The organism is Pseudomonas soli, assembly GCF_900110655.1.
GTDB lineage: Bacteria > Pseudomonadota > Gammaproteobacteria > Pseudomonadales > Pseudomonadaceae > Aquipseudomonas > Aquipseudomonas soli.
Map to the genome: position 1 here is coordinate 608,485 of NZ_FOEQ01000001.1, position 26,695 is coordinate 635,179.

29 protein-coding genes are annotated in these 26,695 nt (G+C 63.0%); 12 read left to right on the forward strand and 17 right to left on the reverse strand.

What is annotated here, in order from left to right; all coding sequences use genetic code 11:
- Positions 1 to 10: 10 nt before the first annotated feature.
- Positions 11 to 3,043, forward strand: a complete 3,033-nt coding sequence (locus tag BMY03_RS02800) for a multidrug efflux RND transporter permease subunit (RefSeq protein ID WP_094010201.1) — start codon at positions 11 to 13, stop codon at positions 3,041 to 3,043.
- A gap of 825 nt (positions 3,044 to 3,868) precedes the next feature.
- Here the strand turns inward: BMY03_RS02800 and hisC are convergent.
- From hisC to BMY03_RS02850, 10 genes are all read right to left on the reverse strand, one after another.
- Complete coding sequence (gene hisC, locus BMY03_RS02805; protein WP_023630429.1) at positions 3,869 to 4,918, reverse strand: histidinol-phosphate transaminase; 1,050 nt, start codon at positions 4,916 to 4,918, stop codon at positions 3,869 to 3,871.
- Between the two features lie 2 nt (positions 4,919 to 4,920).
- On the reverse strand, positions 4,921 to 6,243 hold the full coding sequence (gene hisD / locus BMY03_RS02810) for a histidinol dehydrogenase (RefSeq protein ID WP_023630428.1): 1,323 nt from the start codon (positions 6,241 to 6,243) through the stop codon (positions 4,921 to 4,923).
- 126 nt (positions 6,244 to 6,369) lie between these two features.
- A complete protein-coding gene (hisG, locus tag BMY03_RS02815) occupies positions 6,370 to 7,005 on the reverse strand; it encodes an ATP phosphoribosyltransferase (RefSeq protein WP_023630427.1) in 636 nt (211 codons plus the stop codon).
- A gap of 93 nt (positions 7,006 to 7,098) precedes the next feature.
- Entirely contained in the window at positions 7,099 to 8,364 is a 1,266-nt protein-coding gene (gene murA / locus BMY03_RS02820; protein ID WP_023630426.1) for a UDP-N-acetylglucosamine 1-carboxyvinyltransferase, read from the reverse strand.
- A gap of 23 nt (positions 8,365 to 8,387) precedes the next feature.
- On the reverse strand, positions 8,388 to 8,627 hold the full coding sequence (locus BMY03_RS02825) for a BolA family protein (protein WP_023630425.1): 240 nt from the start codon (positions 8,625 to 8,627) through the stop codon (positions 8,388 to 8,390).
- 118 nt (positions 8,628 to 8,745) lie between these two features.
- On the reverse strand, positions 8,746 to 9,048 hold the full coding sequence (locus BMY03_RS02830) for an STAS domain-containing protein (RefSeq protein ID WP_023630424.1): 303 nt from the start codon (positions 9,046 to 9,048) through the stop codon (positions 8,746 to 8,748).
- Entirely contained in the window at positions 9,045 to 9,698 is a 654-nt protein-coding gene (locus BMY03_RS02835) for an MlaC/ttg2D family ABC transporter substrate-binding protein (protein ID WP_023630423.1), read from the reverse strand. The genes BMY03_RS02830 and BMY03_RS02835 overlap by 4 nt, the downstream gene beginning before the upstream one ends.
- 9 nt (positions 9,699 to 9,707) lie before the next feature.
- Positions 9,708 to 10,193 (reverse strand): outer membrane lipid asymmetry maintenance protein MlaD, encoded by a 486-nt coding sequence (gene mlaD, locus BMY03_RS02840; RefSeq protein WP_023630422.1) that lies wholly within the window; start codon positions 10,191 to 10,193, stop codon positions 9,708 to 9,710.
- Positions 10,193 to 10,990: a lipid asymmetry maintenance ABC transporter permease subunit MlaE gene (gene mlaE, locus BMY03_RS02845; protein ID WP_031315029.1), complete on the reverse strand. Its 798-nt coding sequence runs from the start codon at positions 10,988 to 10,990 to the stop codon at positions 10,193 to 10,195. Before mlaE ends, mlaD begins: the two co-directional genes overlap by 1 nt.
- Entirely contained in the window at positions 10,990 to 11,799 is an 810-nt protein-coding gene (locus tag BMY03_RS02850) for an ATP-binding cassette domain-containing protein (RefSeq protein ID WP_023630420.1), read from the reverse strand. Before BMY03_RS02850 ends, mlaE begins: the two co-directional genes overlap by 1 nt.
- 244 nt (positions 11,800 to 12,043) lie before the next feature.
- Here BMY03_RS02850 and BMY03_RS02855 point away from each other — a divergent pair, with 244 nt between their 5' ends.
- The 10 genes from BMY03_RS02855 to BMY03_RS02900 all read left to right on the forward strand — a co-directional run bounded on the left by BMY03_RS02855 (position 12,044) and on the right by BMY03_RS02900 (position 19,045).
- Positions 12,044 to 13,018 (forward strand): KpsF/GutQ family sugar-phosphate isomerase, encoded by a 975-nt coding sequence (locus tag BMY03_RS02855; RefSeq protein ID WP_038707430.1) that lies wholly within the window; start codon positions 12,044 to 12,046, stop codon positions 13,016 to 13,018.
- Positions 13,019 to 13,543 (forward strand): KdsC family phosphatase, encoded by a 525-nt coding sequence (locus BMY03_RS02860; RefSeq protein WP_023629081.1) that lies wholly within the window; start codon positions 13,019 to 13,021, stop codon positions 13,541 to 13,543.
- Positions 13,544 to 13,551: 8 nt separating this feature from the next.
- Positions 13,552 to 14,124, forward strand: a complete 573-nt coding sequence (lptC, locus tag BMY03_RS02865) for an LPS export ABC transporter periplasmic protein LptC (RefSeq protein ID WP_023629082.1) — start codon at positions 13,552 to 13,554, stop codon at positions 14,122 to 14,124.
- Complete coding sequence (gene lptA / locus BMY03_RS02870; RefSeq protein WP_023629083.1) at positions 14,111 to 14,635, forward strand: lipopolysaccharide transport periplasmic protein LptA; 525 nt, start codon at positions 14,111 to 14,113, stop codon at positions 14,633 to 14,635. The genes lptC and lptA overlap by 14 nt, the downstream gene beginning before the upstream one ends.
- Entirely contained in the window at positions 14,636 to 15,361 is a 726-nt protein-coding gene (gene lptB, locus BMY03_RS02875; RefSeq protein WP_023629084.1) for an LPS export ABC transporter ATP-binding protein, read from the forward strand.
- A 174-nt stretch (positions 15,362 to 15,535) separates the two neighbouring features.
- The gene (locus tag BMY03_RS02880; RefSeq protein WP_023629085.1) at positions 15,536 to 17,032 is read left to right on the forward strand and encodes an RNA polymerase factor sigma-54; all 1,497 of its coding nucleotides are present in this window, start codon (positions 15,536 to 15,538) and stop codon (positions 17,030 to 17,032) included.
- Between the two features lie 78 nt (positions 17,033 to 17,110).
- Positions 17,111 to 17,419 (forward strand): ribosome hibernation-promoting factor, HPF/YfiA family, encoded by a 309-nt coding sequence (gene hpf / locus BMY03_RS02885; RefSeq protein ID WP_023629086.1) that lies wholly within the window; start codon positions 17,111 to 17,113, stop codon positions 17,417 to 17,419.
- A 12-nt stretch (positions 17,420 to 17,431) separates the two neighbouring features.
- Positions 17,432 to 17,896, forward strand: coding sequence for a PTS IIA-like nitrogen regulatory protein PtsN (gene ptsN, locus BMY03_RS02890; protein WP_023629087.1), 465 nt, complete (start codon positions 17,432 to 17,434; stop codon positions 17,894 to 17,896).
- A gap of 2 nt (positions 17,897 to 17,898) precedes the next feature.
- Positions 17,899 to 18,753 carry an RNase adapter RapZ gene (rapZ, locus tag BMY03_RS02895; RefSeq protein ID WP_023629088.1) on the forward strand — a complete coding sequence of 285 codons (855 nt, stop codon included), beginning with the start codon at positions 17,899 to 17,901 and terminating at the stop codon, positions 18,751 to 18,753.
- A 19-nt stretch (positions 18,754 to 18,772) separates the two neighbouring features.
- The gene (locus tag BMY03_RS02900; RefSeq protein ID WP_023629089.1) at positions 18,773 to 19,045 is read left to right on the forward strand and encodes an HPr family phosphocarrier protein; all 273 of its coding nucleotides are present in this window, start codon (positions 18,773 to 18,775) and stop codon (positions 19,043 to 19,045) included.
- A 164-nt stretch (positions 19,046 to 19,209) separates the two neighbouring features.
- Here the strand turns inward: BMY03_RS02900 and BMY03_RS02905 are convergent, their stop codons facing one another.
- From BMY03_RS02905 to pmbA, 6 genes are all read right to left on the reverse strand, one after another.
- Entirely contained in the window at positions 19,210 to 20,103 is an 894-nt protein-coding gene (locus BMY03_RS02905) for a ZIP family metal transporter (RefSeq protein WP_094010361.1), read from the reverse strand.
- Between the two features lie 11 nt (positions 20,104 to 20,114).
- Positions 20,115 to 20,726 (reverse strand): superoxide dismutase, encoded by a 612-nt coding sequence (locus BMY03_RS02910; protein WP_023629090.1) that lies wholly within the window; start codon positions 20,724 to 20,726, stop codon positions 20,115 to 20,117.
- Between the two features lies 1 nt (position 20,727).
- On the reverse strand, positions 20,728 to 21,189 hold the full coding sequence (locus BMY03_RS02915; protein WP_094010202.1) for a hypothetical protein: 462 nt from the start codon (positions 21,187 to 21,189) through the stop codon (positions 20,728 to 20,730).
- 25 nt (positions 21,190 to 21,214) lie between these two features.
- Entirely contained in the window at positions 21,215 to 22,591 is a 1,377-nt protein-coding gene (locus tag BMY03_RS02920) for a class II fumarate hydratase (protein ID WP_094010203.1), read from the reverse strand.
- Complete coding sequence (locus tag BMY03_RS02925; protein ID WP_023632765.1) at positions 22,584 to 22,985, reverse strand: hypothetical protein; 402 nt, start codon at positions 22,983 to 22,985, stop codon at positions 22,584 to 22,586. Before BMY03_RS02925 ends, BMY03_RS02920 begins: the two co-directional genes overlap by 8 nt.
- Positions 22,986 to 23,180: 195 nt before the next feature.
- On the reverse strand, positions 23,181 to 24,527 hold the full coding sequence (gene pmbA / locus BMY03_RS02930; RefSeq protein ID WP_038707428.1) for a metalloprotease PmbA: 1,347 nt from the start codon (positions 24,525 to 24,527) through the stop codon (positions 23,181 to 23,183).
- A gap of 109 nt (positions 24,528 to 24,636) precedes the next feature.
- Between pmbA and yjgA the strand changes: the two genes are divergently transcribed.
- Complete coding sequence (gene yjgA / locus BMY03_RS02935) at positions 24,637 to 25,158, forward strand: ribosome biogenesis factor YjgA (RefSeq protein WP_023632090.1); 522 nt, start codon at positions 24,637 to 24,639, stop codon at positions 25,156 to 25,158.
- 97 nt (positions 25,159 to 25,255) lie between these two features.
- Here yjgA and tldD read toward each other — a convergent pair whose 3' ends face one another.
- Positions 25,256 to 26,695 carry a metalloprotease TldD gene (gene tldD / locus BMY03_RS02940; protein WP_094010204.1) on the reverse strand — a complete coding sequence of 480 codons (1,440 nt, stop codon included), beginning with the start codon at positions 26,693 to 26,695 and terminating at the stop codon, positions 25,256 to 25,258.

Below are 26,695 nucleotides of genomic sequence, written 5' to 3' on the forward strand. Positions count from 1 at the left end.
GGAGGCGGCCATGGCGTTCACCGACCCGTTCATCCGCCGCCCGGTGCTGGCCTGCGTGGTCAGCCTGCTGATCCTGCTGCTGGGCCTGCAGGCCTGGAGCAAGCTGCAGATCCGCCAGTACCCGCAGATGGAAAACGCCCTGATCACGGTGACGACCGCCTACCCCGGGGCCAACGCCGAGACCATCCAGGGCTACATCACCCAGCCGCTGCAGCAGAGCCTGGCCAGCGCCGACGGCATCGACTACATGACCTCGGTGAGCCGGCAGAACTTCTCGATCATTTCGGTCTACGCGCGGATCGGCGCCGACACCGACCGGCTGTTCACCCAGTTGCTGGCCAAGGCCAACGAGGTGCGCAACAAGCTGCCCCAGGACTCCGAGGATCCGGTACTGAGCAAGGAGGCCGCCGACGCCTCGGCACTGATGTACATCAGCTTCTACAGCAAGGAAATGAGCAACCCGCAGATCACCGACTACCTGTCACGGGTCATCCAACCCAAACTGGCCACGTTGCCGGGCATGGCCGAGGCCGAGATTCTCGGCAACCAGGTGTTCGCCATGCGTATCTGGATCGATCCGGTGAAGCTGGCCGGCTTCGGCCTGTCGGCAGTGGACGTGACCAACGCCGTGCGCCGCTACAACTTCCTCTCCGCAGCTGGCGAAGTGAAGGGCGAGTACGTGGTCACCAGCATCAACGCCAGCACCGAGCTCAAGTCTGCCGAAGCCTTCGCCGCCCTACCGGTGAAGACCAGCGGTGACAGCCGGGTACTGCTGGGTGACGTGGCCCGGGTGGAAATGGGCGCCGAAAACTACGACACGGTCAGTTCGTTCGACGGCACGCCCTCGGTTTACATCGGCATCAAGGCCACGCCGGCGGCCAACCCGCTGGAGGTTATCAAGGAAGTACGGCGGATCATGCCGCAGCTCGAAGAACAACTGCCCTCCAGCCTGAAGGTGTCCATCGCCTACGACGCCACCCTGTTTATCCAGGCCTCCATCGACGAAGTGATCAAGACCCTCGGCGAGGCGGTGCTGATCGTCATCGTCGTGGTGTTTTTGTTCCTCGGCGCCCTGCGGTCGGTGGTGATCCCGGTGGTGACCATCCCGTTGTCGATGATTGGCGTGCTGTTTTTCATGCAGATGATGGGCTATTCGCTGAATTTGCTGACCCTGCTGGCGATGGTACTGGCCATCGGCCTGGTGGTGGATGACGCCATCGTCGTGGTGGAAAACATCCACCGCCATATCGAAGAAGGCAAGACGCCCCTCGAAGCGGCCCTGGAGGGTGCCCGCGAGATCGCCCTGCCGGTCGTGTCCATGACTATCACCTTGGCTGCTGTGTACGCTCCCATTGGTTTTCTCACCGGGCTGACCGGCGCCCTGTTCAAGGAGTTCGCCCTGACCCTGGCCGGAGCCGTGGTCATCTCCGGGGTCGTCGCCCTCACCCTCTCCCCCATGATGTGCGCCGTGCTGCTGCGCCACGAACAGAACCCCAGCGGGCTGGCCCACCGCCTGGACCTGATCTTCGAATCGCTCAAGGTACGCTACCAGCGCCTGCTGCACGGTACGCTCAACAGCCGCCCGGTGGTGCTGGCGTTCGCCGTGCTCATCATGTGCCTGATCCCGGTGCTGCTGATGTTCACCCGCAACGAGCTGGCCCCGGAGGAGGACCAGGGGGTTATCTTCATGATGAGCAGTTCACCGCAAACCGCGAACCTGGACTACCTCAACGCCTATACCGACCAGTTCACGCCAATCTTCAAGGGCTTCCCCGAGTACTACTCGTCATTCCAGATCAATGGTTTCAACGGCGTACAGAGCGGTATCGGCGGCTTCCTGCTCAAACCCTGGAACGAACGCGAGCGCACGCAGATGCAGCTGTTGCCGCTGGTGCAGGCCAAACTCGAACAGATCGGCGGCCTGCAGATCTTCGGCTTCAACTTGCCATCGCTGCCCGGCACCGGCGAGGGCCTGCCGTTCCAGCTGGTGATCAACACCGCCGGTGATTACCCGGCGCTGCTGGAGGTGGCGCAACGGGTCAAGGAGCGCGCCCAGGCCTCGGGTAAATTCGCCTTCCTCGACATCGACCTGGCCTTCGACAAACCGGAGGTGGTGATCGACATCGACCGCGCCAAGGCGGCGCAGATGGGCGTGTCGATGGACACCCTTGGCAGCACCCTGGCGACCTTGCTTGGCGAGGCCGAGATCAACCGCTTTACGCTGGAGGGGCGCAGCTATAAGGTCATCGCCCAGGTTGAACGGCCCTACCGCGCCAACCCCGGCTGGTTGAACAGCTACTACGTAAAGAACGAGCAAGGCCAGCTGTTGCCATTATCAACCTTGATCACCCTGAGCGACCGGGCCCGGCCGCGACAGCTCAACCAGTTCCAGCAGCTGAACTCGGCGATCATCCAGGGCGTTCCGCTGGTGAGCATGGGTGAAGCACTGGAAACCGTGCGCGCCATCGCCCGCGAGGAGGCGCCGGAAGGCTTTTCACTGGACTATGCCGGGACAGCTCGGCAGTTCGTCCAGGAGGGCAGCGCGTTGTGGGTGACCTTCGGCCTGGCGCTGGCGATCATCTTCCTGGTGCTGGCGGCGCAGTTCGAGAGCTTCCGCGATCCGCTGGTGATTCTGGTGACCGTGCCGTTGTCCATCTGCGGTGCGCTCTTGCCGCTGTTCCTTGGGGTCTCGAGCATGAACATCTATACCCAGGTGGGGTTGGTGACACTGATCGGGCTGATTACCAAGCATGGGATTCTCATTGTCGAGTTTGCCAATCAGCTACGGGACGAGCGGGGGTTTGGGGTACGCGAGGCAATCGAAGAAGCCGCTGCGATTCGCCTGCGGCCGGTGCTGATGACCACGGCGGCCATGGTGTTTGGCATGGTGCCCTTGATTTTGGCCACCGGGGCCGGGGCGGTCAGCCGGTTTGATATCGGGATGGTGATTGCTACCGGGATGTCGGTGGGGACTTTGTTTACGTTGTTTGTTTTGCCGTGCATTTATAGTGTTTTGGCGCATAAAGGTGTTGCTGGGGCTTGAGGGTGATTGTTTTTGGTTTTGTATGCGTATTCGTAGACGATATCGACATTTAGTCACCTTTCCGCCCTTACGGCGGCCGACTTTTGTCGTGGCAAAAGTCGGCAAAACCGTTCGGCTCCGTTCATACGGCTCCTACGCTTCGCTCCGGGGTTCCCTCGCTCCGTTCTTGCTCCCGTGGGTACCGCGCTGTACGCCCCATCCTGGGGCGCAGCGCTCGACGGCCATCCATGGCCGTCGCCCCACTACGCAAGAACTCCGCTCGGCCTCCTGAAGTCGCGATTGGCAGCGCCTGAACTATCGCGCGCTTAGAAGCAAGAGCAAGAGCAGGAAATGCGAGGTTTACTGTTTCAAAGTAAGTTATATATTGGCTGTGCCCCGCGAAACAATCGAGAGTTTAATTACGCTCCAACTAGCGACAGCTGCGCCAGTCCAGGCGCCGCCCGTAACTTCGCGACTTCAGGAGGCCGAACGCAGGTCTTGCGGAGGGAGGTGACGGGCATGGATGCCCGTCAAGCGCTGCGCCCCAGGATGGGGCGTTCAGCGCGGTCCTCCCGGGAGCAAGGCCGGAGTGAGGGAACCCGGAGCGAAGCGGAGGGCCGGATGAATGGAGCGAGGATTTTTTGGTTCCTTTTTGATCCTTCAAAAAGGGACCCGCCGTAAGGGCGGAAAGGTGAATAAGCGTCGACATCAAAAATGAATGCGCATACAACTTCCAAAACCACCAAACAACAACAACAACAACAACAACAACAACAACAACAACAAAGGGCGAATCAGAAGTCAGAACAACCACCCCCAATCCGCCCCCCTGTCAAACCCCTGAAATCAATTCAAAGCATCAAGCAAAGCCTGGTTCATCTCCGGCGTCCCAATCGTAATCCGCAGGAACTGCGCAATCCGCTCCTGCTTGAAGTGCCGAACAATCACCCCTTGCTCACGAAGCCGCGCCGCGATCCCGGCAGCATCCTGCCCGGGATGCCGGGCAAAGATAAAGTTCGCCGCCGAAGGCAGCACTTCGAACCCACGCGCCACCAACTCAGAAACCAGCACGTCCCGGCTGTCGATAACCTTGCGGCAGGTCTCATCGAAATACTCACGGTCGTCGAACGCCGCCGCCGCCCCGACAATCGCCATGCGATCCAACGGATAGGAGTTGAAGCTATTCTTGATCCGCTCCAACGCCTCGATCAGGTCGGGATGCCCCACCGCCAGGCCAACCCTGAGCCCCGCCAGCGAACGCGACTTGGACAAGGTCTGGGTCACCAGCAGGTTGTCATAGCGATCAACCAGGCTGATGGCCGTTTCGCCACCGAAATCGATGTAGGCCTCATCGACCACCACCACCGAATCCCGGTTGGCCTGCAGCAGTTGCTCGACCGCCTCAAGCGGCAACAGGCAGCCGGTCGGCGCATTGGGGTTGGGGAAGATGACCCCGGCATTAGGCTTGCTGTAGTCCGAAACCCGGATCTGGAACTGCTCATCCAGTGCTACCTGCTCGAACGCGATACCGTACAGACCGCAATACACCGGGTAGAAGCTGTAGCTCACGTCCGGGAACAGCAGCGGCCCGCGGTCATGCTGGAACAGACCGTGGAAAATGTGCGCCAGCACCTCGTCCGAGCCGTTACCGACGAACACCTGCGCTGGCGTCACGCCGTAGTACTCGGCCACCGCCTGCTTGAGCCGGTCACCATTCGGGTCCGGATACAGCCGCAGGTTGTCGTTGAGCTCGCCGCGCATGGCTTCCAGCGCCTTGGGCGACGGGCCATAGGGGTTCTCGTTGGTGTTCAGCTTGACCAGCCGCGCCAGCTTCGGCTGCTCACCCGGCACGTAAGGCACCAGGTCCTTGACGAAGGGACTCCAGAATCGACTCATGCTCAGTTCCCCTTCTCGTTGAGGATGCGGTATTCGGCGCTGCGCGCGTGGGCGGTCAGCGATTCGCCCCGGGCCAGCACGGAAGCGGTATGACCCAGCTCGGACGCGCCCTGCTCGGAGCAGAAGATGATCGACGAACGCTTCTGGAAGTCATACACGCCCAGTGGTGAAGAGAAGCGCGCGGTGCCGGAGGTCGGCAGCACGTGGTTGGGGCCGGCGCAGTAGTCGCCCAGCGCCTCGCTGGTGTGGCGGCCCATGAAGATCGCGCCAGCATGGCGGATCTGCGGCAACCAGGCCTGCGGATCGGCCACCGACAGCTCCAGGTGCTCGGGGGCAATGCGGTTGGCCACCTCGATGGCCTGCTGCATGTCACGCACCTGGATCAGCGCGCCACGGCCATTGATCGACTTCTCGATGATCTCGGCACGCTCCATGGTCGGCAGCAGCTTGTCGATGCTGGCAGCGACGCGATCGAGGAAAGCGGCGTCCGGGCTGACCAGAATCGCCTGGGCATCCTCGTCGTGCTCGGCCTGGGAGAACAGGTCCATGGCGATCCAGTCCGGGTCGGTCTGGCCGTCGCAGACCACCAGGATCTCCGAAGGGCCGGCGATCATGTCGATGCCGACCTGGCCGAACACATGGCGCTTGGCGGTCGCCACATAGATGTTGCCCGGGCCGACGATCTTGTCCACCTGCGGCACGCTCTCGGTACCGTAGGCCAAGGCTGCCACGGCCTGGGCGCCACCGACGGTGAACACACGGTCGACCCCGGCGATGCAGGCCGCGGCGAGTACCAGTTCGTTGACCTCGCCACGCGGGGTCGGCACTACCATCACCACCTCGCTGACGCCCGCGACCTTGGCCGGAATGGCATTCATCAGTACCGACGATGGGTACGACGCCTTGCCACCAGGCACATACAGCCCAGCACGGTCCAGCGGCGTGACCTTCTGGCCGAGGACAGTGCCGTCAGCCTCGGTGTACTGCCACGAGTCCTGCTTCTGCCGCTCATGGTAGATGCGCACGCGGTTGGCGGCCTTTTCCAGGGCCTCGCGCTGTACCGGGGTGATGCGCGTCAGCGCCAGCTCCAGGCGCTCGCGATCGAGGATCAGGTCGTCGATCGTCTTGGCATCAACACCATCAAAACGCTGGGTGAACTCCACCAGTGCCTGGTCACCGCGCTCACGCACGGCCTTGATGATGTCGAGCACGCGCTGGTTGACCGCGTCATCGGACACACTTTCCCAGCTCAGCAGATGATCCAGATGTCGGGCGAAATCCTGGTCAGCGGCGTTGAGACGGGCAATTGCAGTGGACACGGTCATGGCGAGGGCCTCGTTATTAGCGGATGTTCAGGCGCCCTAAAGCTACCACTCCATCCGCGCGGGCACCTGAGAAAAAAGGCTATGACGCGGATAGACGGGCGCGACAGCGGAGGTCGCGCGCAGAGGTCAGCCGCGGTGTCGCGATTCGACGGCGTTGCGCAGGGTGTCGATCAGGCTCTGGATACGGGCGTGCTGCATCTTCATGGAGGCCTTGTTGACCACCAGGCGCGAGCTGATCGTGGCGATCAGGTCCTGGGGCTCGAGGCCGTTGGCGCGCAGGGTATTGCCGGTGTCGACCACGTCGATGATCTTGTCGGCAAGGTTGATCAGTGGCGCCAGCTCCATGGAGCCGTACAGCTTGATGATGTCGACCTGGCGGCCCTGTTCGGCATAGTAGCGCTTGGCTACATTGACGAACTTGGTAGCCACGCGCAGGCGGCCTTTGGGCTCTGGTGCGCCGGTTACGCCAGCGGTCATCAGCTTGCACTGGGCGATCTGCAGGTCCAGGGGTTCGTACAGGCCCTGGCCACCGTATTCCATCAGCACGTCCTTGCCGGCCACACCGAGGTCGGCGGCGCCATGCTCGACATAGGTCGGCACATCGGTGGCACGCACGATGAGCAGGCGCACATCATCCTGCGTGGTGGGGATGATCAGCTTGCGGCTCTTGTCCGGATTCTCGGTCGGCACGATACCGGCCTCGGCCAGCAGTGGCAGGGTATCGTCGAGAATACGGCCTTTGGATAGCGCGATGGTCAACATTGGAACGTCGGTCCTTAAGCGTCTACTGCCGGCCGGGCTCAGCAGCCCGACCGCATACGATTCGGCTGGCGCGTCCCTGCGCCACGGTGACTGCTAGCCCGGCACGCGACGGATCTTCGCGCCCAGCATCTGCAGTTTCTCCTCGATGCACTCGTAGCCACGGTCGATGTGGTAGATGCGATCGATCAGGGTGTCGCCTTCGGCGACCAGCGCCGACAGCACCAGGCTGGCGGAAGCACGCAGGTCGGTGGCCATTACCGGCGCACCTTTGAGCGCCTTGACGCCAGTGACGATGGCAGTGTTGCCCTCGACCTGGATCTGCGCGCCCATGCGGTGCATTTCATACACGTGCATGAAGCGGTTTTCGAAGATGGTCTCGATCACCGCGCCAGTGCCTTCGCCGATGGCGTTGAGCGAAATGAACTGCGCCTGCATGTCGGTCGGGAACGCCGGGTACGGAGCGGTACGCAGGTTAACGGCCTTCGGCCGCTTGCCGTGCATGTCCAGCTCGATCCAGTCTTCGCCGGTGGTGATGTCGGCGCCGGCTTCCTTGAGCTTCTCGAGGACAGCTTCGAGGATGGTCGGGTCGGTATCCTTGACCTTGACGCGGCCACCGGTCACGGCAGCGGCGACCAGGTAGGTGCCGGTCTCGATACGGTCGGGCATGACACGGTAGTTGGCCGAGTGCAGGCGCTCGACGCCATCGATAGTGATGGTGTCGGTACCGGCGCCCTGGATCTTCGCACCCATGGCGATCAGGAAGTTGGCCAGGTCGACCACCTCCGGCTCACGGGCGGCGTTCTGGAGCACGCTGCGGCCCTTGGCCAGGGCGGCGGCCATCATGATGTTCTCGGTGCCGGTGACGCTGACGGTGTCGAAGAAGAAATGCGCGCCGCGCAGGCCGCCTTCGGGGGCCTTGGCCTTGATGTAGCCGCCTTCGACGTCGATCTTCGCGCCCATGGCCTCGAGGCCGCGGATGTGCAGGTCGACCGGACGCGAACCGATGGCGCAGCCACCCGGCAGGGCCACTTCGGCCTCACCGAAGCGAGCTACCATGGGGCCGAGCACCAGGATCGAGGCGCGCATGGTCTTGACCAGCTCGTAGGGAGCGACCAGGGTCTTGATGGTACGCGGGTCGATCTCCACCGAGAGTTTTTCGTCGATCACAGGCTCGATGCCCATGCGGCCGAACAGCTCGATCATGGTGGTGATGTCGTGCAGGTGCGGCAGGTTGCCGACCGTGACCGGGCCATCGCACAGCAGGGTGGCCGAAAGGATCGGCAGGGCGGAGTTCTTTGCGCCGGAAATGCGGATCTCGCCATCGAGACGCGCGCCACCAGTGATAATCAGTTTGTCCATACGTATCTCGCCGCCAAGTAGGCTCAGGTGCGCTCAGCCCAGGCTGCGCTGCTGAAGAATTTCATGGTTACCGCGTGAATGCTGCCGTTGGCGATCCACGGATTGAGGTGAGCATAGATCGCCTGCTGACGCTTGACCGGGCTCTGGCCGGCCAGCTCGTCGCTGATCACGTTCAACTGGAAGTTGCAGCCTTCGCCTTCAACTTCGACCTGGGTTCCCGGCAATTTCTCTTCCAGAAAGCTTTTAACTTCTACGGCCTGCATGCTCAACCTCGATCGGCGCCCAACGCGCGCGGGTCGGCCATCATACAAAAAAGCCCCTCGCCTGCGAAGCCCATGAAGGGGCGCACTGACCGAGGGGCCTTTCCCGAACGGCAGGGCCTCAGCCCGCCAATACCTCATCGAGGTCATAGACCCCGGCAATTTCCTGCATGTTCTCGGGGATACCGCGCAACTCCCAGGTTTTTCCAGCCGCCTGGGCGTCGCGCATGAACCCCAGCAGCAAAGACAGGCCGACGCTGCTCGACTTGACCACCGCAGTGCAGTCGAACACCAGGCGCGCCTCGCCACTGGCGGCGATCAACGCCTTGCCCTGTTTGCGCAGGGCCGGGCCGCTGCGATAATCCAGCACGCCGGCCAGGGCAAGAACGCCCGGCGCGGCCATGCTCACGGCGGCGTCGCTCATTTGACTTCCTTATCCGGCGAGCTGTCGGCTGTTTCCTTGGCCTTGGCCACTTCACCGGCCCAACCGTCGATGGTCTTGTCCAGGTTGTTGCCATTACGCTGCATGGCATCCTGGAACTGGTCGCGGAACAGCTTGCCGATGTTGATGCCGTTGACGATGACGTTACGCACCTTCCACTCGCCGTCCAGCTTGACCATGGTGTACTGCACCGGATAGACCGCACCGTTGGTGCCGGTGATCTTCATGCCGACGCTGGTGCGATCGTCAGCCTCGGTCTTGGCCGGGTCGACGGTGATGCCCTGGTTGTTGTACTCCAGCAAGGCGTTGCCATAGAACTGCATCAGGCTGCGCTTGAAGTTCTCCTGGAAGCGCTGCATCTGCTCGGGCGAGGCCTTGCGCGAATACTTGACCGTCATGATGCTCTTGGAGATGCCGTCGGCATCGACCACCGGGCCAAGATTGGCGTTGAGCGCGTTGTAGAACGCATTGGGGTCGGCCTTGTACTGCTCCTTGTTGCTCTTCAGGTCGCTGAGCAACTGGGTGGTGGTGCCCTGGATCACATCACGGGCAGACTGCCCCGGCGCCGCCAGGGCCAGCAGGGGGAAGGCCGCCAGCAGAACCAGCAGGCCACGTCGCAGGATCGAAATCATGGAAACTCCTTAATTAGCCGGTTGAGCTTCTTTCGGTTCCTTGCCCACCGAGTTGAGCAGGAACTTGCCGATCAGATCTTCCAGCACCAGCGCCGACTGCGTGTCGTGGATGGTGCTGCCATCCTTGAGAACCACGTCCTCGCCGCCCACGCTGATGCCGATGTACTTCTCGCCCAGCAGGCCGGCAGTCAGGATCGAGGCAGTGGAGTCGGTCGGCAGGTTGTCGACATGCTTGTCCAACTGCAGCGTCACCCGACCGGTGTAGGAGTCGCGATCCAGATCGATGGCGGTGACCTTGCCGATGGTCACACCGGCCATGGTCACTTTAGCTCTGACCGTCAAACCGGCGATATTGTCGAAGTACGCATAAACTTTATATGTGTCGCTGCTCGGGCTGGCCGACAGCCCGCTGACACGCAGGGCCAGCAGCAGCAGCGCCAGGATCCCGGCCAGGAGGAACAGGCCGACACCGATTTCCAGGGTGCGGTTTTGCATCAGAAATCTCCAAACATCAAGGCGGTCAGAATAAAGTCCAGACCCAGGACTGCCAACGAGGCATAGACCACGGTCTTGGTGGTGGCACGGCTGATCCCTTCTGAAGTGGGCTCACAGTCGTACCCCTGGAATACGGCGATCCAGGTGACGACGAAGGCGAACACCAGGCTCTTGATCAGCCCGTTGAGCACGTCGTCGCTGAAAGAGACACTGTTCTGCATGTTGCCCCAGAACGAGCCTTCGTAGACGCCCAGCCAGTCCACGGCAACCCACGAGCCGCCCCAGATGCCCACCACACTGAAGATCAGCGCCAGCAGCGGCAGCGAAATGAAGCCGGCCCACAGGCGTGGCGCCACGATGTACTTGAGCGGGTCGACGCCGATCATTTCCAGGCTCGACAACTGCTCGGTGGATTTCATGTTGCCGATTTCGGCGGTCAGCGCGGAGCCCGCGCGACCGGCAAAGAGCAATGCAGTGACCACCGGCCCCAGCTCGCGCAGCAGGGTCAGGGCGACCATCTGCCCCACCGCCTGTTCCGAGCCGTACTTGTTGAGAATGCTGTAGCCCTGCAGGGCCAGCACCATGCCGATGAACACGCCGGACACGACGATGATCGCCAGCGACAGCACGCCCACCGAATACAGTTGCTTGACCAGCAGCTGGAAACCGCCGCCGATACCACTGCGCCCGCCCAGCGAATGGCCGAGGAACAGGCACGAGCGTCCCAGCACAGCCAGCACATCGATGGCCGAACGGCCGAACAGACGGATACGTTCGAGTAAGGATTTTCTGCGCATCAACGCGTCCCCAGCAGATCGGCGCGGTAGTCAGGCGCAGGGAAGTGGAAGGGTACCGGGCCATCCGGGTCGCCTTTCATGAACTGGCGGATGCGCGGGTTGTCCGAGCCCATCAGTTCGTCCGGCGTGCCCTGCCCCAGCACCTGGCCATCACCGACCACATAGATGTAGTCGGCAATACTCGCGGTTTCCGCAAGGTCATGGGACACCACGATGCTGGTGATGCCCAGGGCATCGTTGAGCAGGCGGATCAGGCGCACCAGCACGCCCATGGCGATCGGGTCCTGGCCGACGAAAGGCTCGTCGTACATGAGGATCTGTGGGTCGAGGGCGATCGCACGGGCCAGCGCCACACGGCGCTTCATGCCACCGGACAGCTCGTCGGGCATCAGGTCGATGGCGCCGCGCAGGCCCACGGCCTGCAGCTTCATCAGCACGATGTCGCGGATCATCTCGTCCGACAGCTGCGTATGCACCCGCAGCGGGAAGGCCACGTTCTCGAACACATCCAGGTCGGTGAACAACGCACCGCTCTGGAACAGCACGCCCATCTGCTTGCGCGCATCGAACAGGTCGCCCCGCGACAGCGCGGGCAGGTTCTGCCCATTGACCCAGACCTCGCCGCCGGCCGGGCGCAACTGCGCGCCCATCAGACGCAGCAAGGTGGTCTTGCCGCACCCCGAAGGCCCCATGATGCCGGTGACCTTGCCGCGGGGAATGCGTATGTCCACGTTGCTGAAAATGCTGCGCGAACCGCGCTTGAAGGTGACGCCCTTCAACTCGACCGCGTAGGCGCTATCCACACTCATCTAGACTCCTTGCTAGTGCAGCCTCGTCATAGTGGACGCCTGCCTTCATCTGGAAGGCACACAGGTCCCCGGCGGGCGAATAGCGGCGAACTATAGCACCGCTGATAGGCCCGCCCCAAGGCCGTCACCCCACTCGTTCAGGGCACAGACAGGCAAGCGCGGCATCCATATGACATTCGAAGGATGAGCCTTTCACACATTGCGGCTATAATCGCCGCCTTTTCATCAGGCATTGCGTTTCGACATGACTCAATCCAGCGAGCTGATCCAATCCGCCCAGCGCACCCTGCGCCTCGAACTCGAGGCCGTGGAGGCCCTGCTGGCCCGCATCGACGGGGACTTCGTCAAGGCCTGCGAACTGATCCTGGCCAGCAAGGGACGGGTCGTGGTGGTAGGCATGGGCAAGTCGGGGCACATCGGCAACAAGATCGCCGCCACCCTGGCCAGCACCGGCACCCCGGCATTCTTCGTGCACCCGGCCGAGGCCAGCCATGGCGACATGGGCATGATCACCCGTGACGATGTCATACTTGCCCTGTCCAACTCCGGCAGCACCGCCGAGATCGTCACCCTGCTGCCCTTGATCAAGCGCCTGGGCATCCAGATGATAAGCCTCACCGGCAAACCGGACTCGCCCCTGGCCCAGGCCGCCGAGGTCAACCTCGACGCCAGCGTCGCCCAGGAAGCCTGCCCGCTCAACCTGGCACCCACCTCTTCCACCACCGCGGCGCTGGCACTGGGCGACGCCCTGGCCATTGCCCTGCTGGAGGCTCGCGGCTTCACCGCCGAAGACTTCGCCTTCTCCCACCCGGGCGGCGCGCTGGGCCGTCGCCTGCTGCTGAAGGTCGAGAATGTCATGCATGCCGGCGAAGAACTGCCCGTGGTAAAGAGCGGCACCCTGCTCAAGGACGCGCTGTTTGAAATGTCTCGCAAAGGTTTGGGCATGACCGTGGTGCTGGGTAACGACGGCAAGCTGGCCGGAGTCTTCACCGACGGTGACCTGCGCCGCAGCCTGGACCGCAACATCGACGTGCACAAGACGCTCATCGACGAAGTGATGACCGTGCACGGCAAGACCGCCCGGGCCGAGATGCTCGCCGCCGAGGCACTGAAGATCATGGAAGACCACAAGATCAGCGCGCTGGTGGTTGTCGACCAGGACGACCGCCCGACCGGCGCCCTGAACATGCACGACCTGCTGCGCGCCGGAGTGATGTAAATGAACCAGGACCTGATGCAACGCGCCAAGGCCATCAAGCTGGCCGTGTTCGACGTCGATGGCGTGCTCACCGATGGCCGCCTGTACTTTCTCGAGGACGGCAGCGAATTCAAGACCTTCAACACCCTCGACGGCCACGGCATCAAGATGCTAATGGCCTCGGGCGTGACCACCGCGATCATCAGCGGGCGCAAGACCCCCGTGGTCGAGCGCCGGGCTAAGAACCTCGGTATCCCGCACCTGTTCCAGGGCCGCGAGGACAAACTGGTGGTGCTGGACGGCCTGCTCGCCGAACTCAATCTAAGCTATGAACAGGTCGCCTACCTCGGCGACGATCTGCCCGACCTGCCGGTGATCCGCCGCGTCGGTCTGGGCATGGCGGTGCAGAATGCCGCGACCTTCGTTCGCCAGCACGCCCACGGCGTTACCCAGGCCCGCGGCGGCGAAGGCGCCGCCCGCGAGTTCTGTGAACTGATCATGCAGGCCCAGGGCACCCTGGACGCTGCCAACGCCCATTATCTGTAAGGCTGCCCATGCTCAGCAAGAAGATCAGAAATGTCGCGCTGCTAGGCGGGATCGCCGCGGTGCTGGTTGCTGTAGGCTATTGGAACATCAGCCCGGAAAGCTTCCTCGAGCAGCCCCAGGCCCAGGTCGACCAGAGCGCCATCGACTACTACGCGATCAACGCCCACAGCCTGCAGTTCCTGCCCGACGGCAAGCTGCAGTACGAGATGACCGCCGCCAAGGTCGAGCACCTCAAGGCCAGCGAGGTCACCCTGGTGACCACTCCCGACTTGCACCTGTACCGTGGCACCGAGTACCCCTGGCATGTGCAGAGCAAGCGCGCCGAGGTCAACCCGGACGGCACCGAGGTGGAGCTGATCGACGAAGTGCGCGTGGCGCGCACCGACGAGAAGCAACGCGAAACCATCATCACCAGCACACGCATGACCGTGTTCCCGCAGAAGCAATATGCGCAGACCGAGCAAGCCGTTAGAATCGACGGCGCCGGTGGCACGACTACGGGCAAAGGAATGAAAGCGTATTTGAAAGAAGGCAGGATGGACCTGCTCTCTAACGTAAGAGGACAGTATGAGGCTCGTTAAAACCATCCCCCTTCTGCTCAGCCTGGGCGTAGCACTGGGAAGCGCGAGCGCCTTCGCCCTGCCGAACGACCGTGACCAGCCGATCCGCATCCAGGCGGACAACGCCCACCTGGACGACAAGCAGGGCGTCGCCACCTACACGGGCGATGTGATCATCACCCAGGGCTCGATGATGATCAAAGGCAACACCGTGACCATGACCCGCGCCGCCAACGGCGATATCGACGTGGTCACCTCGGTGGGCAACCTGGCCTACTTCGAGCAGCAGCAGAGCGCCGCCAAGCCCGACAAGATGAAAGGCTGGGCCGTGACCATCCAGTACCAGGCGCAGAAAGACGTGGTGATCCTCACCGACCGCGCCAAGGTCGAGAACGAAGGCAACACCACCGAAGGCGAGAAGATCGTCTACAACACCAAGACCCAGGTGGCTACCGCCGGGCGCGGTGGCAACGTGACTGCACCGCGTCAGCGTATCGACATGGTCATTCAACCGAAGAAAAAGGCCGAGTAAATGGCAACCCTCAAAGCCCAGCACCTGGCCAAGAGCTACAAGGGCAGGCAAGTCGTGCGCGACGTCAGCCTGTCCATCGACAGCGGCCAGATCGTCGGCCTGCTCGGCCCCAACGGCGCCGGCAAGACCACTTGTTTCTACATGATCGTCGGCCTGGTCCAGGCCGACCAGGGCCGTGTATTGATCGACAGCCTCGACGTCAGCCACCAGCCCATGCACGGGCGCGCACAGGCCGGTATCGGCTACCTGCCGCAGGAAGCCTCGATCTTCCGCAAGCTGTCGGTGGCCGACAACATCATGGCCATCCTCGAGACCCGCAAGGACCTCGACCGCGAAGGCCGACGCAAAGAGCTGGAAAGCCTGCTGCAGGAATTCCACATCAGCCACATCCGCGACAACCTGGGCATGAGCCTGTCCGGTGGCGAACGTCGCCGGGTCGAGATCGCCCGCGCCCTGGCCACCGCACCCAAGTTCATCCTGCTGGACGAACCGTTCGCCGGTGTCGACCCGATTTCCGTCGGCGATATCAAGCAGATCATCCACCACCTCAAGAACAAGGGCATCGGCGTACTGATCACCGACCACAACGTTCGCGAGACCCTGGACATCTGCGAGACGGCCTACATCGTCAACGATGGCCAACTGATCGCCGAAGGCGATGCCGAGACCATCCTGGCCAACCAGTTGGTCAAGGAAGTTTACCTGGGGCATGAGTTCCGACTCTGACCGCAGGCCTGCCCGGAGCACTGGCGAATGCGCCTGATCGGGGCTTAAGTTGTTACAGTGCTCTAGGCAAACGCTGCAATTTCAGGCATATAACTTGCTTAAAGTCGGCGCCCAAGCGCCCTACGTGTAGTGGATGGCGCATGCGCGCCGGCAACAAGGTATTAAGCCCCAGCCATGAAACCATCGCTCGTCCTAAAAATGGGCCAGCAACTGACGATGACACCTCAGTTGCAACAGGCCATCCGCCTGCTTCAGCTCTCCACCCTGGACCTCCAGCAGGAAATCCAGGAAGCGCTGGAGTCCAACCCGATGCTCGAACGTCAGGAAGACGGCGAGGACTTCGACAACAGCGACCCGATGGCGGACAACGCCGAGAACAAGCCGGTCGCCGAAGCCCAGGACAACAGTTTCCAGGAAACCTCCAGCAGCAATACGGAAAACCTCGAGGACGGCGAGTGGGCCGAGCGGATCCCCAACGAATTGCCGGTCGACACCGCCTGGGAAGACATCTACCAGACCAGCGCCAGCAGCCTGCCAAGCAACGATGATGACGAATGGGACTTCACCACTCGCACATCGGTGGGCGAGAGCCTGCAAAGCCACCTGCTGTGGCAGCTCAACCTGGCGCCGATGTCCGACACCGACCGCCTGATCGCCGTCACCCTGATCGACAGCATCAACGCCCAGGGCTACCTGGAAGACACCCTCGAAGAAATCTGCGCCGGTTTTGACCCGGAGCTGGACATCGAGCTGGACGAGGTCGAGGCAGTACTGCACCGCATCCAGCAGTTCGAGCCTGCCGGCATTGGCGCCCGCACCCTCGGCGAATGCCTGCTGCTGCAACTGCGCCAGCTGCCGGCCTCGACACCCTGGATGAGCGAGGCACAGCGCCTGGTCACCGACTTCATCGACCTGCTCGGCAGCCGTGACTACAGCCAGCTGATGCGCCGCATGAAGCTCAAGGAAGACGAGCTGCGCCAGATCATCGAACTGGTGCAGAGCCTCAACCCGCGCCCAGGCTCGCAGATCGAGTCCAGTGAACCCGAGTACGTCGTGCCCGACGTCATCGTGCGCAAGGACAGCGAGCGCTGGCTGGTCGAGCTCAACCAGGAGGCAGTGCCGAAGCTGCGCGTCAATCCGCAGTACGCCGGCTTCGTCCGTCGTGCCGACACCAGCGCCGACAACACGTTCATGCGCAATCAGTTGCAGGAAGCGCGCTGGTTCATCAAGAGCCTGCAGAGCCGCAACGAGACGCTGATGAAAGTGGCGACGCAGATCGTCGAACACCAGCGTGGCTTCCTCGACCATGGCGACGAGGCGATGAAACCGCTGGTCCTGCATGACATCGCCGAAGCGGTAGGCATGCATGAATCGACAATTTCCCGGGTAACCACCCAGAAATACATGCACACCCCACGCGGCATCTACGAACTGAAATACTTTTTCTCGAGCCACGTGAGCACCGCCGAAGGCGGCGAATGCTCGTCTACGGCTATCCGCGCGATCATCAAGAAACTGGTGGCTGCGGAAAATCAGAAAAAGCCATTGAGTGACAGCAAGATCGCTGGTTTACTGGAGGCACAAGGCATCCAGGTAGCCCGTCGCACCGTCGCCAAGTATCGCGAGTCGTTGGGGATCGCACCCTCGAGCGAGCGTAAGCGGCTGATGTAGCCCCCGGATGTGCCACAGCGTTTCAGTGGCAGGTGCAACACCTGCCTCTTTATGCACGGGCAACAAAGGAGAAGCTGTATGCAAGTCAACATCAGTGGACAGCATGTAGAAGTCACCCAACCACTGCGCGATTACGTGCTCGAGAAGCTCGCCCGGGTGGAGGGTCATTTCGACAAGATCACCAACGTGACGGTGATCATGAAAGTCGAGAAGCTCCAGCAGAAGATCGAAGCCACGCTCCAGATTCCCGGCGGTGAGGTGGTGGCAAACGCCGAACACCAAGACATGTATGCAGCCATCGATGCCCTGGCCGACAAGCTCGACCGTCAACTGAAAAAGCACAAGGAAAAACAGCAAAGCCTGCTGCAAGGCGCAGCCGCCCGCTGATCCCCCTCATCCATGATCCGACTTGAAACCATCCTGACCCCCGGCCGTTCCCTCGTGAACGTGCCGGGCGGCAGTAAGAAGCGCGCCCTGGAAAAGGTCGCCAACCTGATCGCCGAGCAAGTACCCGAGCTGGAGATGCAAGACGTCTTCGACAGCCTGTGGGCTCGCGAAAAACTGGGCTCCACCGGTTTTGGCAATGGCATCGCCATTCCCCACTGCCGCCTGACAGGTTGCAGCGCGCCTGTCAGCGCCCTGCTGCACCTGGATGCCCCCATCGATTATGATGCCATCGATGGCGCCCCGGTCGACCTGCTGTTTGTCCTGCTGGTCCCGGAAGCCGCCACCGACGCCCACCTTGAACTGCTGCGCCAGATCGCCAGCATGCTCGATCGCAAGGAGGTCCGCGATCGCCTGCGTGCCGCCGACAGCAGCGAGACCCTCTACCAGGTCGTCCTGGACGTACAGAACGAGCACTGAACATGCGCCTGATCATCGTCAGCGGTCGCTCCGGCTCCGGCAAGAGCACCGCCCTCGACGTACTGGAAGACAACGGCTACTACTGCATCGACAACCTGCCCGCCGGGCTGTTGCCGCAGCTGGCCGAAAACGCCTTGATCAACACAGAGCTGTTGCAACCCAAGGTTGCGGTCTCCATCGATGCGCGCAACCTGCCCAGCCATCTGTCACGCTTCCCGCAGTTGCTGGAGGAGGCACGTTCCCGGCATATCCAGTGCGACGTGCTGTACCTGGATGCCGACGAAGACACCCTGCTCAAGCGGTTCTCGGAAACCCGCCGCCGCCACCCACTGACCAACGACAGCCGTTCGCTGGCTGAGGCAATTCGGGTGGAGAGCGAGCTGCTGGGGCCGATTGCCGATCTTGCCGACCTGAAGATCGACACCACCAACCTGAACCTGTACCAGTTGCGTGACTCGATCAAGCTGCGCCTGCTCAACCAGCCCGAGCCCGGCACTGCGTTTCTCGTCGAGTCGTTCGGTTTCAAGCGTGGCATGCCGGTGGACGCCGACCTGGTGTTCGACGTGCGCTGCCTGCCCAATCCGTACTGGAAGCCGGAACTTCGCGAACATTCCGGCCTCGAACAGCCGGTGATCGACTACCTGGCCGCGCAGCCGGACGTCGAGGAGATGTTCCAGGACATTTCCAGCTACCTGCTCAAATGGCTGCCGCGCTTCGCCGCCAGCAACCGTGCCTATGTCACCATCGCCATCGGCTGTACCGGCGGCCACCACCGCTCGGTGTACATTACCGAACGGCTTGGCCAACTGCTCCAGCAATCCCTGAAAAACGTCCAGGTCCGCCACCGCGACCTCTAGCCACAGGATCCGCCCCACGATGCCCGCCCGCGAAATCACCATCATCAACAAGCTGGGCCTGCATGCGCGGGCGGCCGCCAAGTTCGTCGGCGTGGCCGGGCGCTTCCCCTGCCAGGTACGTGTCGGGCGCGCGCCGGACAAGCTGGTGGACGGCAAGAGCATCATGGCGGTGATGATGCTCGCCGCCGGCAAGGGCACCCAGGTGCACCTGCTCACCGAGGGTGAGCAGGACACCGACGCCATGGAAGCGTTGGTCACGTTGATCGAGAACTTCTTCGACGAAGGCGAATGAGCCAGGCGAGGACTGCAAACGGAAACTGGAGCGTGGGATCGGGCTTGCCCAGCGATACCAGTGTCGCCGGTGCGATGCATCGCGGGGCAAGCCCGCTCCCACGCCAATACTGCGATGACTGCTTCGCCAGCAAGGCTGGCTCCAGCAGTTTCTGAACTGCGGCGTCAGGACATCGCCGTGTCCATCACCATCATCAGACAGAACCCGACACACAACCCCAGGCTCGCCAGGCGGTGATGCCCGTTGCTGCGTGACTCTGGAATGATCTCCTGGGTCACCACCAGCAGCATCGCCCCCGCCGCACAGGCCAGGCCCAGCGGCAGCAAAAGTTCGGCGATGTTCACCAGCCAGGCACAGATCACCGCGGCCAGCGGCTCGACCAGCCCCGATGCCGCACCGATCAGGAACGCCTTGAAGCGCGGCATGCCCGCCCCTGCCAGCACCAGCGCGATCACCAGGCCCTCCGGCACATCCTGCAGCGCGATGCCCATGGCCAGGCTATCGGCATCAGGCATTCCGCCACCAGCGGAAACCCCGATGGCCATGCCTTCGGGGATGTTGTGGGCAATGATGGCAATGACGAACAGCCAGATCCTGGCAGCAATCACCGGTTGCTGATCGCTGCCGACCAAAGCCTCCGGTGAGGCGCCTGAAACCTTGAGATCGACCAGAAACAGGCACAGTGCGCCGAACAGCAGGCCGCCACTGATCACACCACCGGCGCCCCATGGGCTGAAGCCAATGGCCTGGGCCGCATCCAGCCCGGGAATGATCAGCGAGAACGCGGTGGCCGCCAACATCACCCCGGCCCCAAAACCGAGCAAGGTGTCGGCCACGGCCACTGGCATGTTGCGGATTACCAACACCGGCACTGCGCCCAAGGCCGTCCCCAATGCGCACAGGGCTCCGCCCTCCAGGGCTCGCAACATGCGCGGTTGCAGGTCCAGCCAGGCGATGCCACGCGACACCAGCAATGCGGTGCCGACCAGCAACAGCACGGTCCCAAGCGCCAGGCGGAACAGGCGCACACTGCTGACAGACATCACCTCGGAGCGCATACCGGTCAGACTCACTTCAGGGCTTCAAGGTAGCGGCGTTCCACTTCGGTCCAGTCGACCACGTTGTAGAAAGCGCCAATGTACTCAGGACGGCGGTTCTGGTACTTCAGGTAATAGGCGTGCTCCCAGACATCCAAGCCTAGGATCGGCGTGTTGCCGTGCATCAGCGGGCTGTCCTGGTTACCGCTGCTCTCCACAACCAGGGTTTTCTGCGGGGTCACGCTGAGCCAGGCCCAGCCACTGCCGAACCGGGTCAGCGCTGCCTTGGTGAAGGCCTCCTTGAACGCCTCGAAACCACCAAGCTGCTGGTCAATGGCCTTGGCTACCTGACCCTCGGGTTGGCCACCGCCCTTGGGCGACATGACGGACCAGAACAACGTGTGGTTGGCATGGCCACCGCCCTGGTTGACCACCGCCCCTTGCAGTTTCTCGGGCAGTTGCTTGACTGCGCCCACCAGTCGCTCCACCGGCCATTCGGCCCATTCGGAGCCCTCGATGGCGGCGTTGAGGTTGTTGATGTAGGTCTGATGGTGCTTGCTGTGGTGGATCTCCATGGTCTGGGTGTCGATGTGCGGTTCCAGCGCATCGTAGGCGTAGGGCAACGCAGGCAAGGTATGTGGCATGTCAATGGACTCCGTAGGCAGGTTTGCGATCCGTGATGTCCGCGAGCGCAACCAGCTCGCTGGCCGCGGGCGCCTGGCGGTTAAGCAGGCGCTCGGTACGCGGGTATTGGCCATACTCGGCGATGAAACTCAGCAGTTCGGTGTAGGTACGCCCGCTGTGGCGCAAGGCCGCGTCGCGCAGGGCCTGGGGCAGGCGCGGATCCTGGCTGGCCTGGAGCAGCCGCTGGTGCGCCGCGCACAGGTAGTCGGCGCTTTCGTGCGGCTGGTTCAGGCGCAGGTGCAGGTCGGCCAGGTTGTGGTGGGCGATGACCAGTGCAGCCACCGCCTCGTCGACGTCATGCCAGCGCTCGAACAGCACCTGGGCCAAGGCCAGTGCTTGCAGGTAGTGCTCCCGGGCGTCGACCAGCTCGCCCAGCTCGAACAGGCGGTTTGCATCTTGGGTGGTGCGTTTCCAATGCTGCATGACGTGCCTCCTGGGTGGCCCGGGTTCAGATGCCGCCGGCGGTAAGTTTTTCCGGGTCCAGCAGTGCTTCGAGCTGGTCCCGCGACAGGTCGGTGTGCTCCAGTGCCACATCGATGATCGGAAGCCCTTGCTTGTAGGCGGTCTTGGCGATCTCGGCGGCCTTCAGGTAGCCGATGATCGGATTCAGCGCGGTGACCAGGATCGGGTTGCGCGACAGCGCCTCCTTGAGCTTGGCCTCGTTGACCTTGAAGCTGGCAATCGCCTTGTCGGCCAGCAAACGGCTGACGTTGGCCATCAGCTCGATGCTCTCCAGCAGGTTGCGGGCGATTACCGGCAACATCACGTTGAGCTCGAAGTTGCCCGACTGGCCGGCCACGGCGATGGTCGCGTCGTTGCCGATCACCTGGGCGGCGACCATGGCGGTGGCCTCCGGGATCACCGGGTTGACCTTGCCCGGCATGATCGAAGAGCCTGGTTGCAGGCCCTGCAGCTCGATTTCACCAAGGCCGGCGAGCGGGCCGGAGTTCATCCAGCGCAGGTCGTTGGCGATCTTCATCAGCGCCACGGCAGCCGTCTTGAGCTGGCCCGACAGCGCCACGGCGGTGTCCTGGGAGCCGATCAGGGCAAACAGGTTCTCGCCAGGGGTGAACTCGACCTGGGTCAGGCCGCTCAACTGGCGGGCAAAGTCTGCGGCGAACTGCGGGTGGGCATTGATCCCGGTGCCCACGGCAGTGCCGCCCTGGGCCAGTGCCTGCAGGCTCGGCAGCGTGGCTTCGATATGCGCCTGGGCACCCTTGATCTGGGCGGCCCAGCCACCAAGCACCTGGCTCATGCGTACCGGCATCGCGTCCATCAAATGGGTGCGGCCAGTCTTCACGTGCTTGTGCACCTCGACTGCCTTGGCCTCGATCACCTGGGTGAGGTGGCGCAAGGCCGGCAGCAGCTGTTCGTGAAGGGCCAGGGCGGCGCTGACGTGAATGGTGGTGGGGATGATGTCGTTGCTGCTCTGGCCACAATTGACGTGGTCATTGGCATTGACCGGCTCGCCCAGCACATGGCTGGCCAGGGTCGCGATGACCTCGTTGGCGTTCATGTTCGAGCTGGTGCCGGAGCCGGTCTGGAAGACGTCCACCGGGAAGTGCTGGATGAAATCCTCGGCGAGCAGCTGTTCCACCGCCTTGACGATGGCCGCGCCCTGCCCTGCGCTGAGCTGTTCCAGCTCGACGTTGGCCTTGGCCGCTGCGGCTTTGGCCAGCAGCAAGGCACGGATGAATTGGGTCGGCATCGGCTTGCCGCTGACCGGGAAGTTGTCGACCGCGCGCTGGGTCTGGGCACCGTACAGGGCCTGGGCCGGCACCTGCAGTTCACCCATGCTGTCGCGCTCGATACGGGTATCACTCATCTTCAAGTCCTTGCATCAGTTCTTCGGGAGAAATCGACGGCAGCAGCACGCAATTGGCGAGCTGCATCGCGTAGGGCTGCCAACGCTGGTTCTGTTCGAGGCGGTCGAGATTGCGCAGGTCGAGCAGCGGACGCCAGGCCTGGTCCAGGCACAGGCAGCGCCAGTGCCAGGGCAGCATGCGATCGTTGGCGGTATCTAGCAGCAGACGCAAGGCGGTCAAGGCCACCGACCACGGCGAGGTCTCGGTGCAGCACACCAGATAGCGGCCTTCGGCGAGGTAGTGCTCGATCAGGCGTGGCTCGTCGGGTTCCAGCGCGCAACGGATGCGCCGGCTGAGCCAGCGCCAGTTTTCCAGGTAGGGCAGTTCGTGGAGGACGGTTTTCATGAACATCATCGCCGAGTTACTGGATAATGATATTCATTATTAAGTGATAAATAGAATCAGTTCAAGCTAGACAATAGGCAAAATAAACCCGGCGCGATGGCCGGGTCGTTCGTCACGGAAAATGCTGATGCGTGTGAGTGGGCTTGCCCCGCGATAGCTGCAATGGCCTATCGCGGGGCAAACCCGCTCCCACCCGCCGCGCTGTCAGCTACCCGCGACCGTCATGCGCTCGATCAGCACCGAGCCGCTGTGGATATTGCTACGCGTCTCGATATCGCTGCCAATGGCGACGATCTGCTGGAACATGTCCTTCATGTTGCCGGCAATGGTCACTTCTTGCACGGCGTGCTGGATTTCGCCGTTTTCCACCCAGAAGCCAGCCGCACCCCGCGAGTAGTCGCCGGTCACCATGTTCAGCCCATGGCCCATCAGCTCGGTTACCAGCAGGCCACGGCCCATGCGCCGGATCAGTGCGGCCTGGTCCTCGACGCCGTGGGTGACGAACAGATTGTGCACGCCACCTGAGTTGGCGGTGCTCGGCAAACCCAGCTTGCGCCCCGAATAGGTGCCGAGGATGTACGACACCAGCTCGCCTTTGTCGACGAACGGCTTGGCGTAAGTGGCCAGGCCATCGCCATCGAACGCTGCACTGCCCAGCGCACGCGGGATGTGTGGCCGCTCGTCGAGGGTCAGCCAGGTGGGGAACAGGCGCTGGCCAAGGGTACCCTCGAGGAACGACGACTTGCGGTACAGGTTGCCGCCGGAAATTGCCGACAGGAAGCTGCCGAACAGGCCGCCGGCGAGCTCGGCCGAGAACAGCACCGGCACCTCGCAGGTAGGTACCGGACGGGCACCCAGGCGGCTTGCCGCGCGCTGCGCGGCACGCAAGCCGATGCTACGCGGGTCGGCCAGCAACTGGCCTTGGCGATTGACGTCGTACCAATAGTCACGCTGCATCTGCCCATCGGCTTCGGCGATCATCACGCAGCTCAGGCTGTGACGGGTCGAGGCGTAGCCACCGATAAAACCATGGCTGTTGCCGTACACCCGCACACCCTGATGGGTATTGAGCGTGGTGCCGTCGGCGTTGCTGATGCGCTTGTCGGCATCGAACGCCGCCGCCTCGCAGGCCAGCGCCATCTCGATGGCTTTCTCCGGTTCGATGTCCCAGTCATGGTAGAGGTCCAGGTCGGGGATCTCACGGGCCATCAACGCGGCATCGGCCAGCCCCGAGCAAGTGTCCTCGGAGGTATGTTTCGCGATTGCCAGCGCAGCGGCAACCGTTTCGCGGATCGCCTCAGGGCCGCTGGCCGAAGTGCTGGCCGAACCCTTGCGCTGGCCTACGTAAAGGGTGATGCCGAACCCCTGGTCGCGATTGAACTCGACCGTCTCGACTTCGCGCTGGCGCACCGTGGTGGACAGCCCTTGCTCCAGCGACACCGCCACTTCGCAGGCGCTGGCGCCCTGGCGGCGCGCCTCGGCGACAATCGCCTCGACCTGCTCCTGCAACGCCGGCAGGTCCTTGGGGCCTACGCTCTGGACTGCACTCATGGTTTTCTCCACTGAAAATTCTGCGTACGGCTTGGGTCATTCTACGACCGGGCCGGACAAGCGGCCCCCGACTGGTTATCATGGCGGCGATTTCTTGCGGACGGCCCCCATGGTTGATTCTTACGACGACGCCTTCGATGGCGAAAAAAGCAAAACCCAGATCAAGCGCGAGCTGCATGCGCTGGTCGAGCTTGGTGAGCGCCTCACCACTCTCAAGGCCGACACCCTGGCTCGCCTGCCATTGACCGACGAGCTGCGCAAGGCGCTGGACGAGGCCAGCAAGCACACCGCCCACGGCGCTCGCAAGCGCCACATGTCGTTCGTCGGCAAGCTGATGCGCGTACAGGATCTGGACGCCATCCATGCCGTGCTCGAGCAGATCGACAGCTCCAGCCGCCAGTACAACGAGCGTTTCCACGGTCTCGAGCGCTGGCGCGATCGCCTGATCGACGGTAACGACGAAGACCTCGAGCGCTTCGTCAACGAGTTCCCCGACACCGATCGCCAGCATCTGCGCTCGCTGATCCGTCATGCCCAGCATGAAAAGGCGCGGAACAAGCCGCCAGCGGCAGCGCGTAAAGTGTTCAAGTACATCCGCGACCTCGACGAAACCCAGCGCGGCTTGCGCTGAGGCCATCGCGGGGCAAGTCGCATCGGCGCACCACCGTCCCCACGCTCGAAACCGTGGGGGCGGCGGTGCGCCGTGCGACTTGCTCCGCGATTGAACATCACCCACCGGTACCACCGACGGTGATCGCATCCAGCTTCAGGGTCGGCTGGCCAACGCCCACCGGCACCGACTGCCCATCCTTGCCGCACGTGCCCACGCCGCTGTCCAGCGCCAGGTCGTTGCCGACCATCGACACACCGCGCATCGCTTCCGGACCATTGCCGATCAAGGTCGCGCCTTTTACTGGCGCGGTGATCTTGCCGTCCTCGATCAGATAGGCCTCACTGGTGGAGAACACGAACTTGCCGCTGGTGATGTCCACCTGGCCACCGCCAAGGTTGGCGCAGTAGATGCCCTTCTTCACCGAGGCGATGATCTCCTGCGGGTCGCTGTCCCCGGCACGCATGTAGGTGTTGGTCATGCGTGGCATCGGCAGGTGCGCGTAGGATTCGCGCCGGCCATTGCCAGTTACCGCCATGCCCATCAGGCGGGCATTGAGCTTGTCCTGCATGTAGCCCTTGAGGATGCCGTTCTCGATCAGCGTGGTGCACTCGGTTGGCGTGCCTTCGTCATCGACACTGAGCGAGCCGCGACGGCCTTCGAGCGTGCCGTCGTCGACGATAGTGCACAGGCTTGAAGCCACCTTTTCACCGATGCGACCACTGAACGCCGAGCTGCCCTTGCGGTTGAAGTCGCCTTCCAGGCCGTGGCCGACCGCCTCGTGCAGCAGCACGCCCGACCAACCCGGGCCGAGCACCACCGGCAGCGTGCCGGCCGGAGCGGGAATCGCCTCGAGGTTGACCAGCGCCTGGCGCAGCGCCTCACGGGCGTAGCCCATCACCCGCTCTTCACTGAAATAGCGATAGTCGGTGCGCCCACCGCCGCCCTGCCCACCACGTTCGCGACGTCCGTTGTGCTCGACGATCACGCTGACGTTGAAACGCACCAGAGGACGCACGTCGGCGGCCAGGCTGCCATCGGCGGCAGCTACCAGGATGCGCTCCCACACCCCAGCCATGCTCACGCTGACCTGCTGGATGCGCGAGTCGAGGGCACGGGTGGCGGCATCGACGCGCTTGAGCAGCTCGACCTTCTCGGCGCGGGTCAGTACATCCAGGGGGTTGTCAGGCGCGTACAGGGCGGTCACGTCCTGGCTGCGGAAGGCTTGCACAGTGCCGTTCTGCCCGGCGCGGGAGATCGAGCGGGCGGCACGCGCCGCCGACGTCAGGGCTTCAAGGTTGATCGCATTGCTATAGGCAAACCCGGTCTTCTCGCCGGACTGGGCACGCACGCCAACGCCCTGGTCGAGGTTGAAGCTGCCTTCTTTGACGATACCGTCCTCCAGTGCCCAAGTTTCCGAGATCTGGCCCTGGAAATACAGGTCGGCGGCATCAATGCCGGGACCGGCCAACTCGCCCAGCACCGTCTGCAGGCTGTCGAGGGTCAACCCGCCCGGGGCCAGGAGCTGCTCACTGACGGTGGATAACATCTGGCTCAT

Excerpts from the sequence above, each read along its gene's own strand:
- BMY03_RS02925 (WP_023632765.1), bottom strand. The coding sequence starts at position 22,985 with ATGATGTTCATGAAAACCGTCCTCCACGAACTGCCCTACCTGGAAAAC.
- BMY03_RS02900 (WP_023629089.1), top strand. The coding sequence starts at position 18,773 with ATGCCCGCCCGCGAAATCACCATCATCAACAAGCTGGGCCTGCATGCG.
- mlaD (WP_023630422.1), bottom strand. The coding sequence starts at position 10,193 with ATGCAAAACCGCACCCTGGAAATCGGTGTCGGCCTGTTCCTCCTGGCC.
- mlaE (WP_031315029.1), bottom strand. The coding sequence starts at position 10,990 with ATGCGCAGAAAATCCTTACTCGAACGTATCCGTCTGTTCGGCCGTTCG.
- rapZ (WP_023629088.1), top strand. The coding sequence starts at position 17,899 with ATGCGCCTGATCATCGTCAGCGGTCGCTCCGGCTCCGGCAAGAGCACC.
- hisG (WP_023630427.1), bottom strand. The coding sequence starts at position 7,005 with ATGTTGACCATCGCGCTATCCAAAGGCCGTATTCTCGACGATACCCTG.
- BMY03_RS02920 (WP_094010203.1), bottom strand. The coding sequence starts at position 22,591 with ATGAGTGATACCCGTATCGAGCGCGACAGCATGGGTGAACTGCAGGTG.
- hpf (WP_023629086.1), top strand. The coding sequence starts at position 17,111 with ATGCAAGTCAACATCAGTGGACAGCATGTAGAAGTCACCCAACCACTG.
- lptC (WP_023629082.1), top strand. The coding sequence starts at position 13,552 with ATGCTCAGCAAGAAGATCAGAAATGTCGCGCTGCTAGGCGGGATCGCC.
- BMY03_RS02835 (WP_023630423.1), bottom strand. The coding sequence starts at position 9,698 with ATGATTTCGATCCTGCGACGTGGCCTGCTGGTTCTGCTGGCGGCCTTC.
- tldD (WP_094010204.1), bottom strand. The coding sequence starts at position 26,695 with ATGAGCCAGATGTTATCCACCGTCAGTGAGCAGCTCCTGGCCCCGGGC.
- pmbA (WP_038707428.1), bottom strand. The coding sequence starts at position 24,527 with ATGAGTGCAGTCCAGAGCGTAGGCCCCAAGGACCTGCCGGCGTTGCAG.
- yjgA (WP_023632090.1), top strand. The coding sequence starts at position 24,637 with ATGGTTGATTCTTACGACGACGCCTTCGATGGCGAAAAAAGCAAAACC.
- lptB (WP_023629084.1), top strand. The coding sequence starts at position 14,636 with ATGGCAACCCTCAAAGCCCAGCACCTGGCCAAGAGCTACAAGGGCAGG.
- BMY03_RS02855 (WP_038707430.1), top strand. The coding sequence starts at position 12,044 with ATGACTCAATCCAGCGAGCTGATCCAATCCGCCCAGCGCACCCTGCGC.
- BMY03_RS02850 (WP_023630420.1), bottom strand. The coding sequence starts at position 11,799 with ATGAGTGTGGATAGCGCCTACGCGGTCGAGTTGAAGGGCGTCACCTTC.
- murA (WP_023630426.1), bottom strand. The coding sequence starts at position 8,364 with ATGGACAAACTGATTATCACTGGTGGCGCGCGTCTCGATGGCGAGATC.
- hisC (WP_023630429.1), bottom strand. The coding sequence starts at position 4,918 with ATGAGTCGATTCTGGAGTCCCTTCGTCAAGGACCTGGTGCCTTACGTG.
- hisD (WP_023630428.1), bottom strand. The coding sequence starts at position 6,243 with ATGACCGTGTCCACTGCAATTGCCCGTCTCAACGCCGCTGACCAGGAT.
- BMY03_RS02910 (WP_023629090.1), bottom strand. The coding sequence starts at position 20,726 with ATGCCACATACCTTGCCTGCGTTGCCCTACGCCTACGATGCGCTGGAA.
- BMY03_RS02825 (WP_023630425.1), bottom strand. The coding sequence starts at position 8,627 with ATGCAGGCCGTAGAAGTTAAAAGCTTTCTGGAAGAGAAATTGCCGGGA.
- lptA (WP_023629083.1), top strand. The coding sequence starts at position 14,111 with ATGAGGCTCGTTAAAACCATCCCCCTTCTGCTCAGCCTGGGCGTAGCA.
- BMY03_RS02905 (WP_094010361.1), bottom strand. The coding sequence starts at position 20,103 with ATGCGCTCCGAGGTGATGTCTGTCAGCAGTGTGCGCCTGTTCCGCCTG.
- ptsN (WP_023629087.1), top strand. The coding sequence starts at position 17,432 with ATGATCCGACTTGAAACCATCCTGACCCCCGGCCGTTCCCTCGTGAAC.
- BMY03_RS02880 (WP_023629085.1), top strand. The coding sequence starts at position 15,536 with ATGAAACCATCGCTCGTCCTAAAAATGGGCCAGCAACTGACGATGACA.
- BMY03_RS02915 (WP_094010202.1), bottom strand. The coding sequence starts at position 21,189 with ATGCAGCATTGGAAACGCACCACCCAAGATGCAAACCGCCTGTTCGAG.
- BMY03_RS02800 (WP_094010201.1), top strand. The coding sequence starts at position 11 with ATGGCGTTCACCGACCCGTTCATCCGCCGCCCGGTGCTGGCCTGCGTG.
- BMY03_RS02830 (WP_023630424.1), bottom strand. The coding sequence starts at position 9,048 with ATGAGCGACGCCGCCGTGAGCATGGCCGCGCCGGGCGTTCTTGCCCTG.
- BMY03_RS02860 (WP_023629081.1), top strand. The coding sequence starts at position 13,019 with ATGAACCAGGACCTGATGCAACGCGCCAAGGCCATCAAGCTGGCCGTG.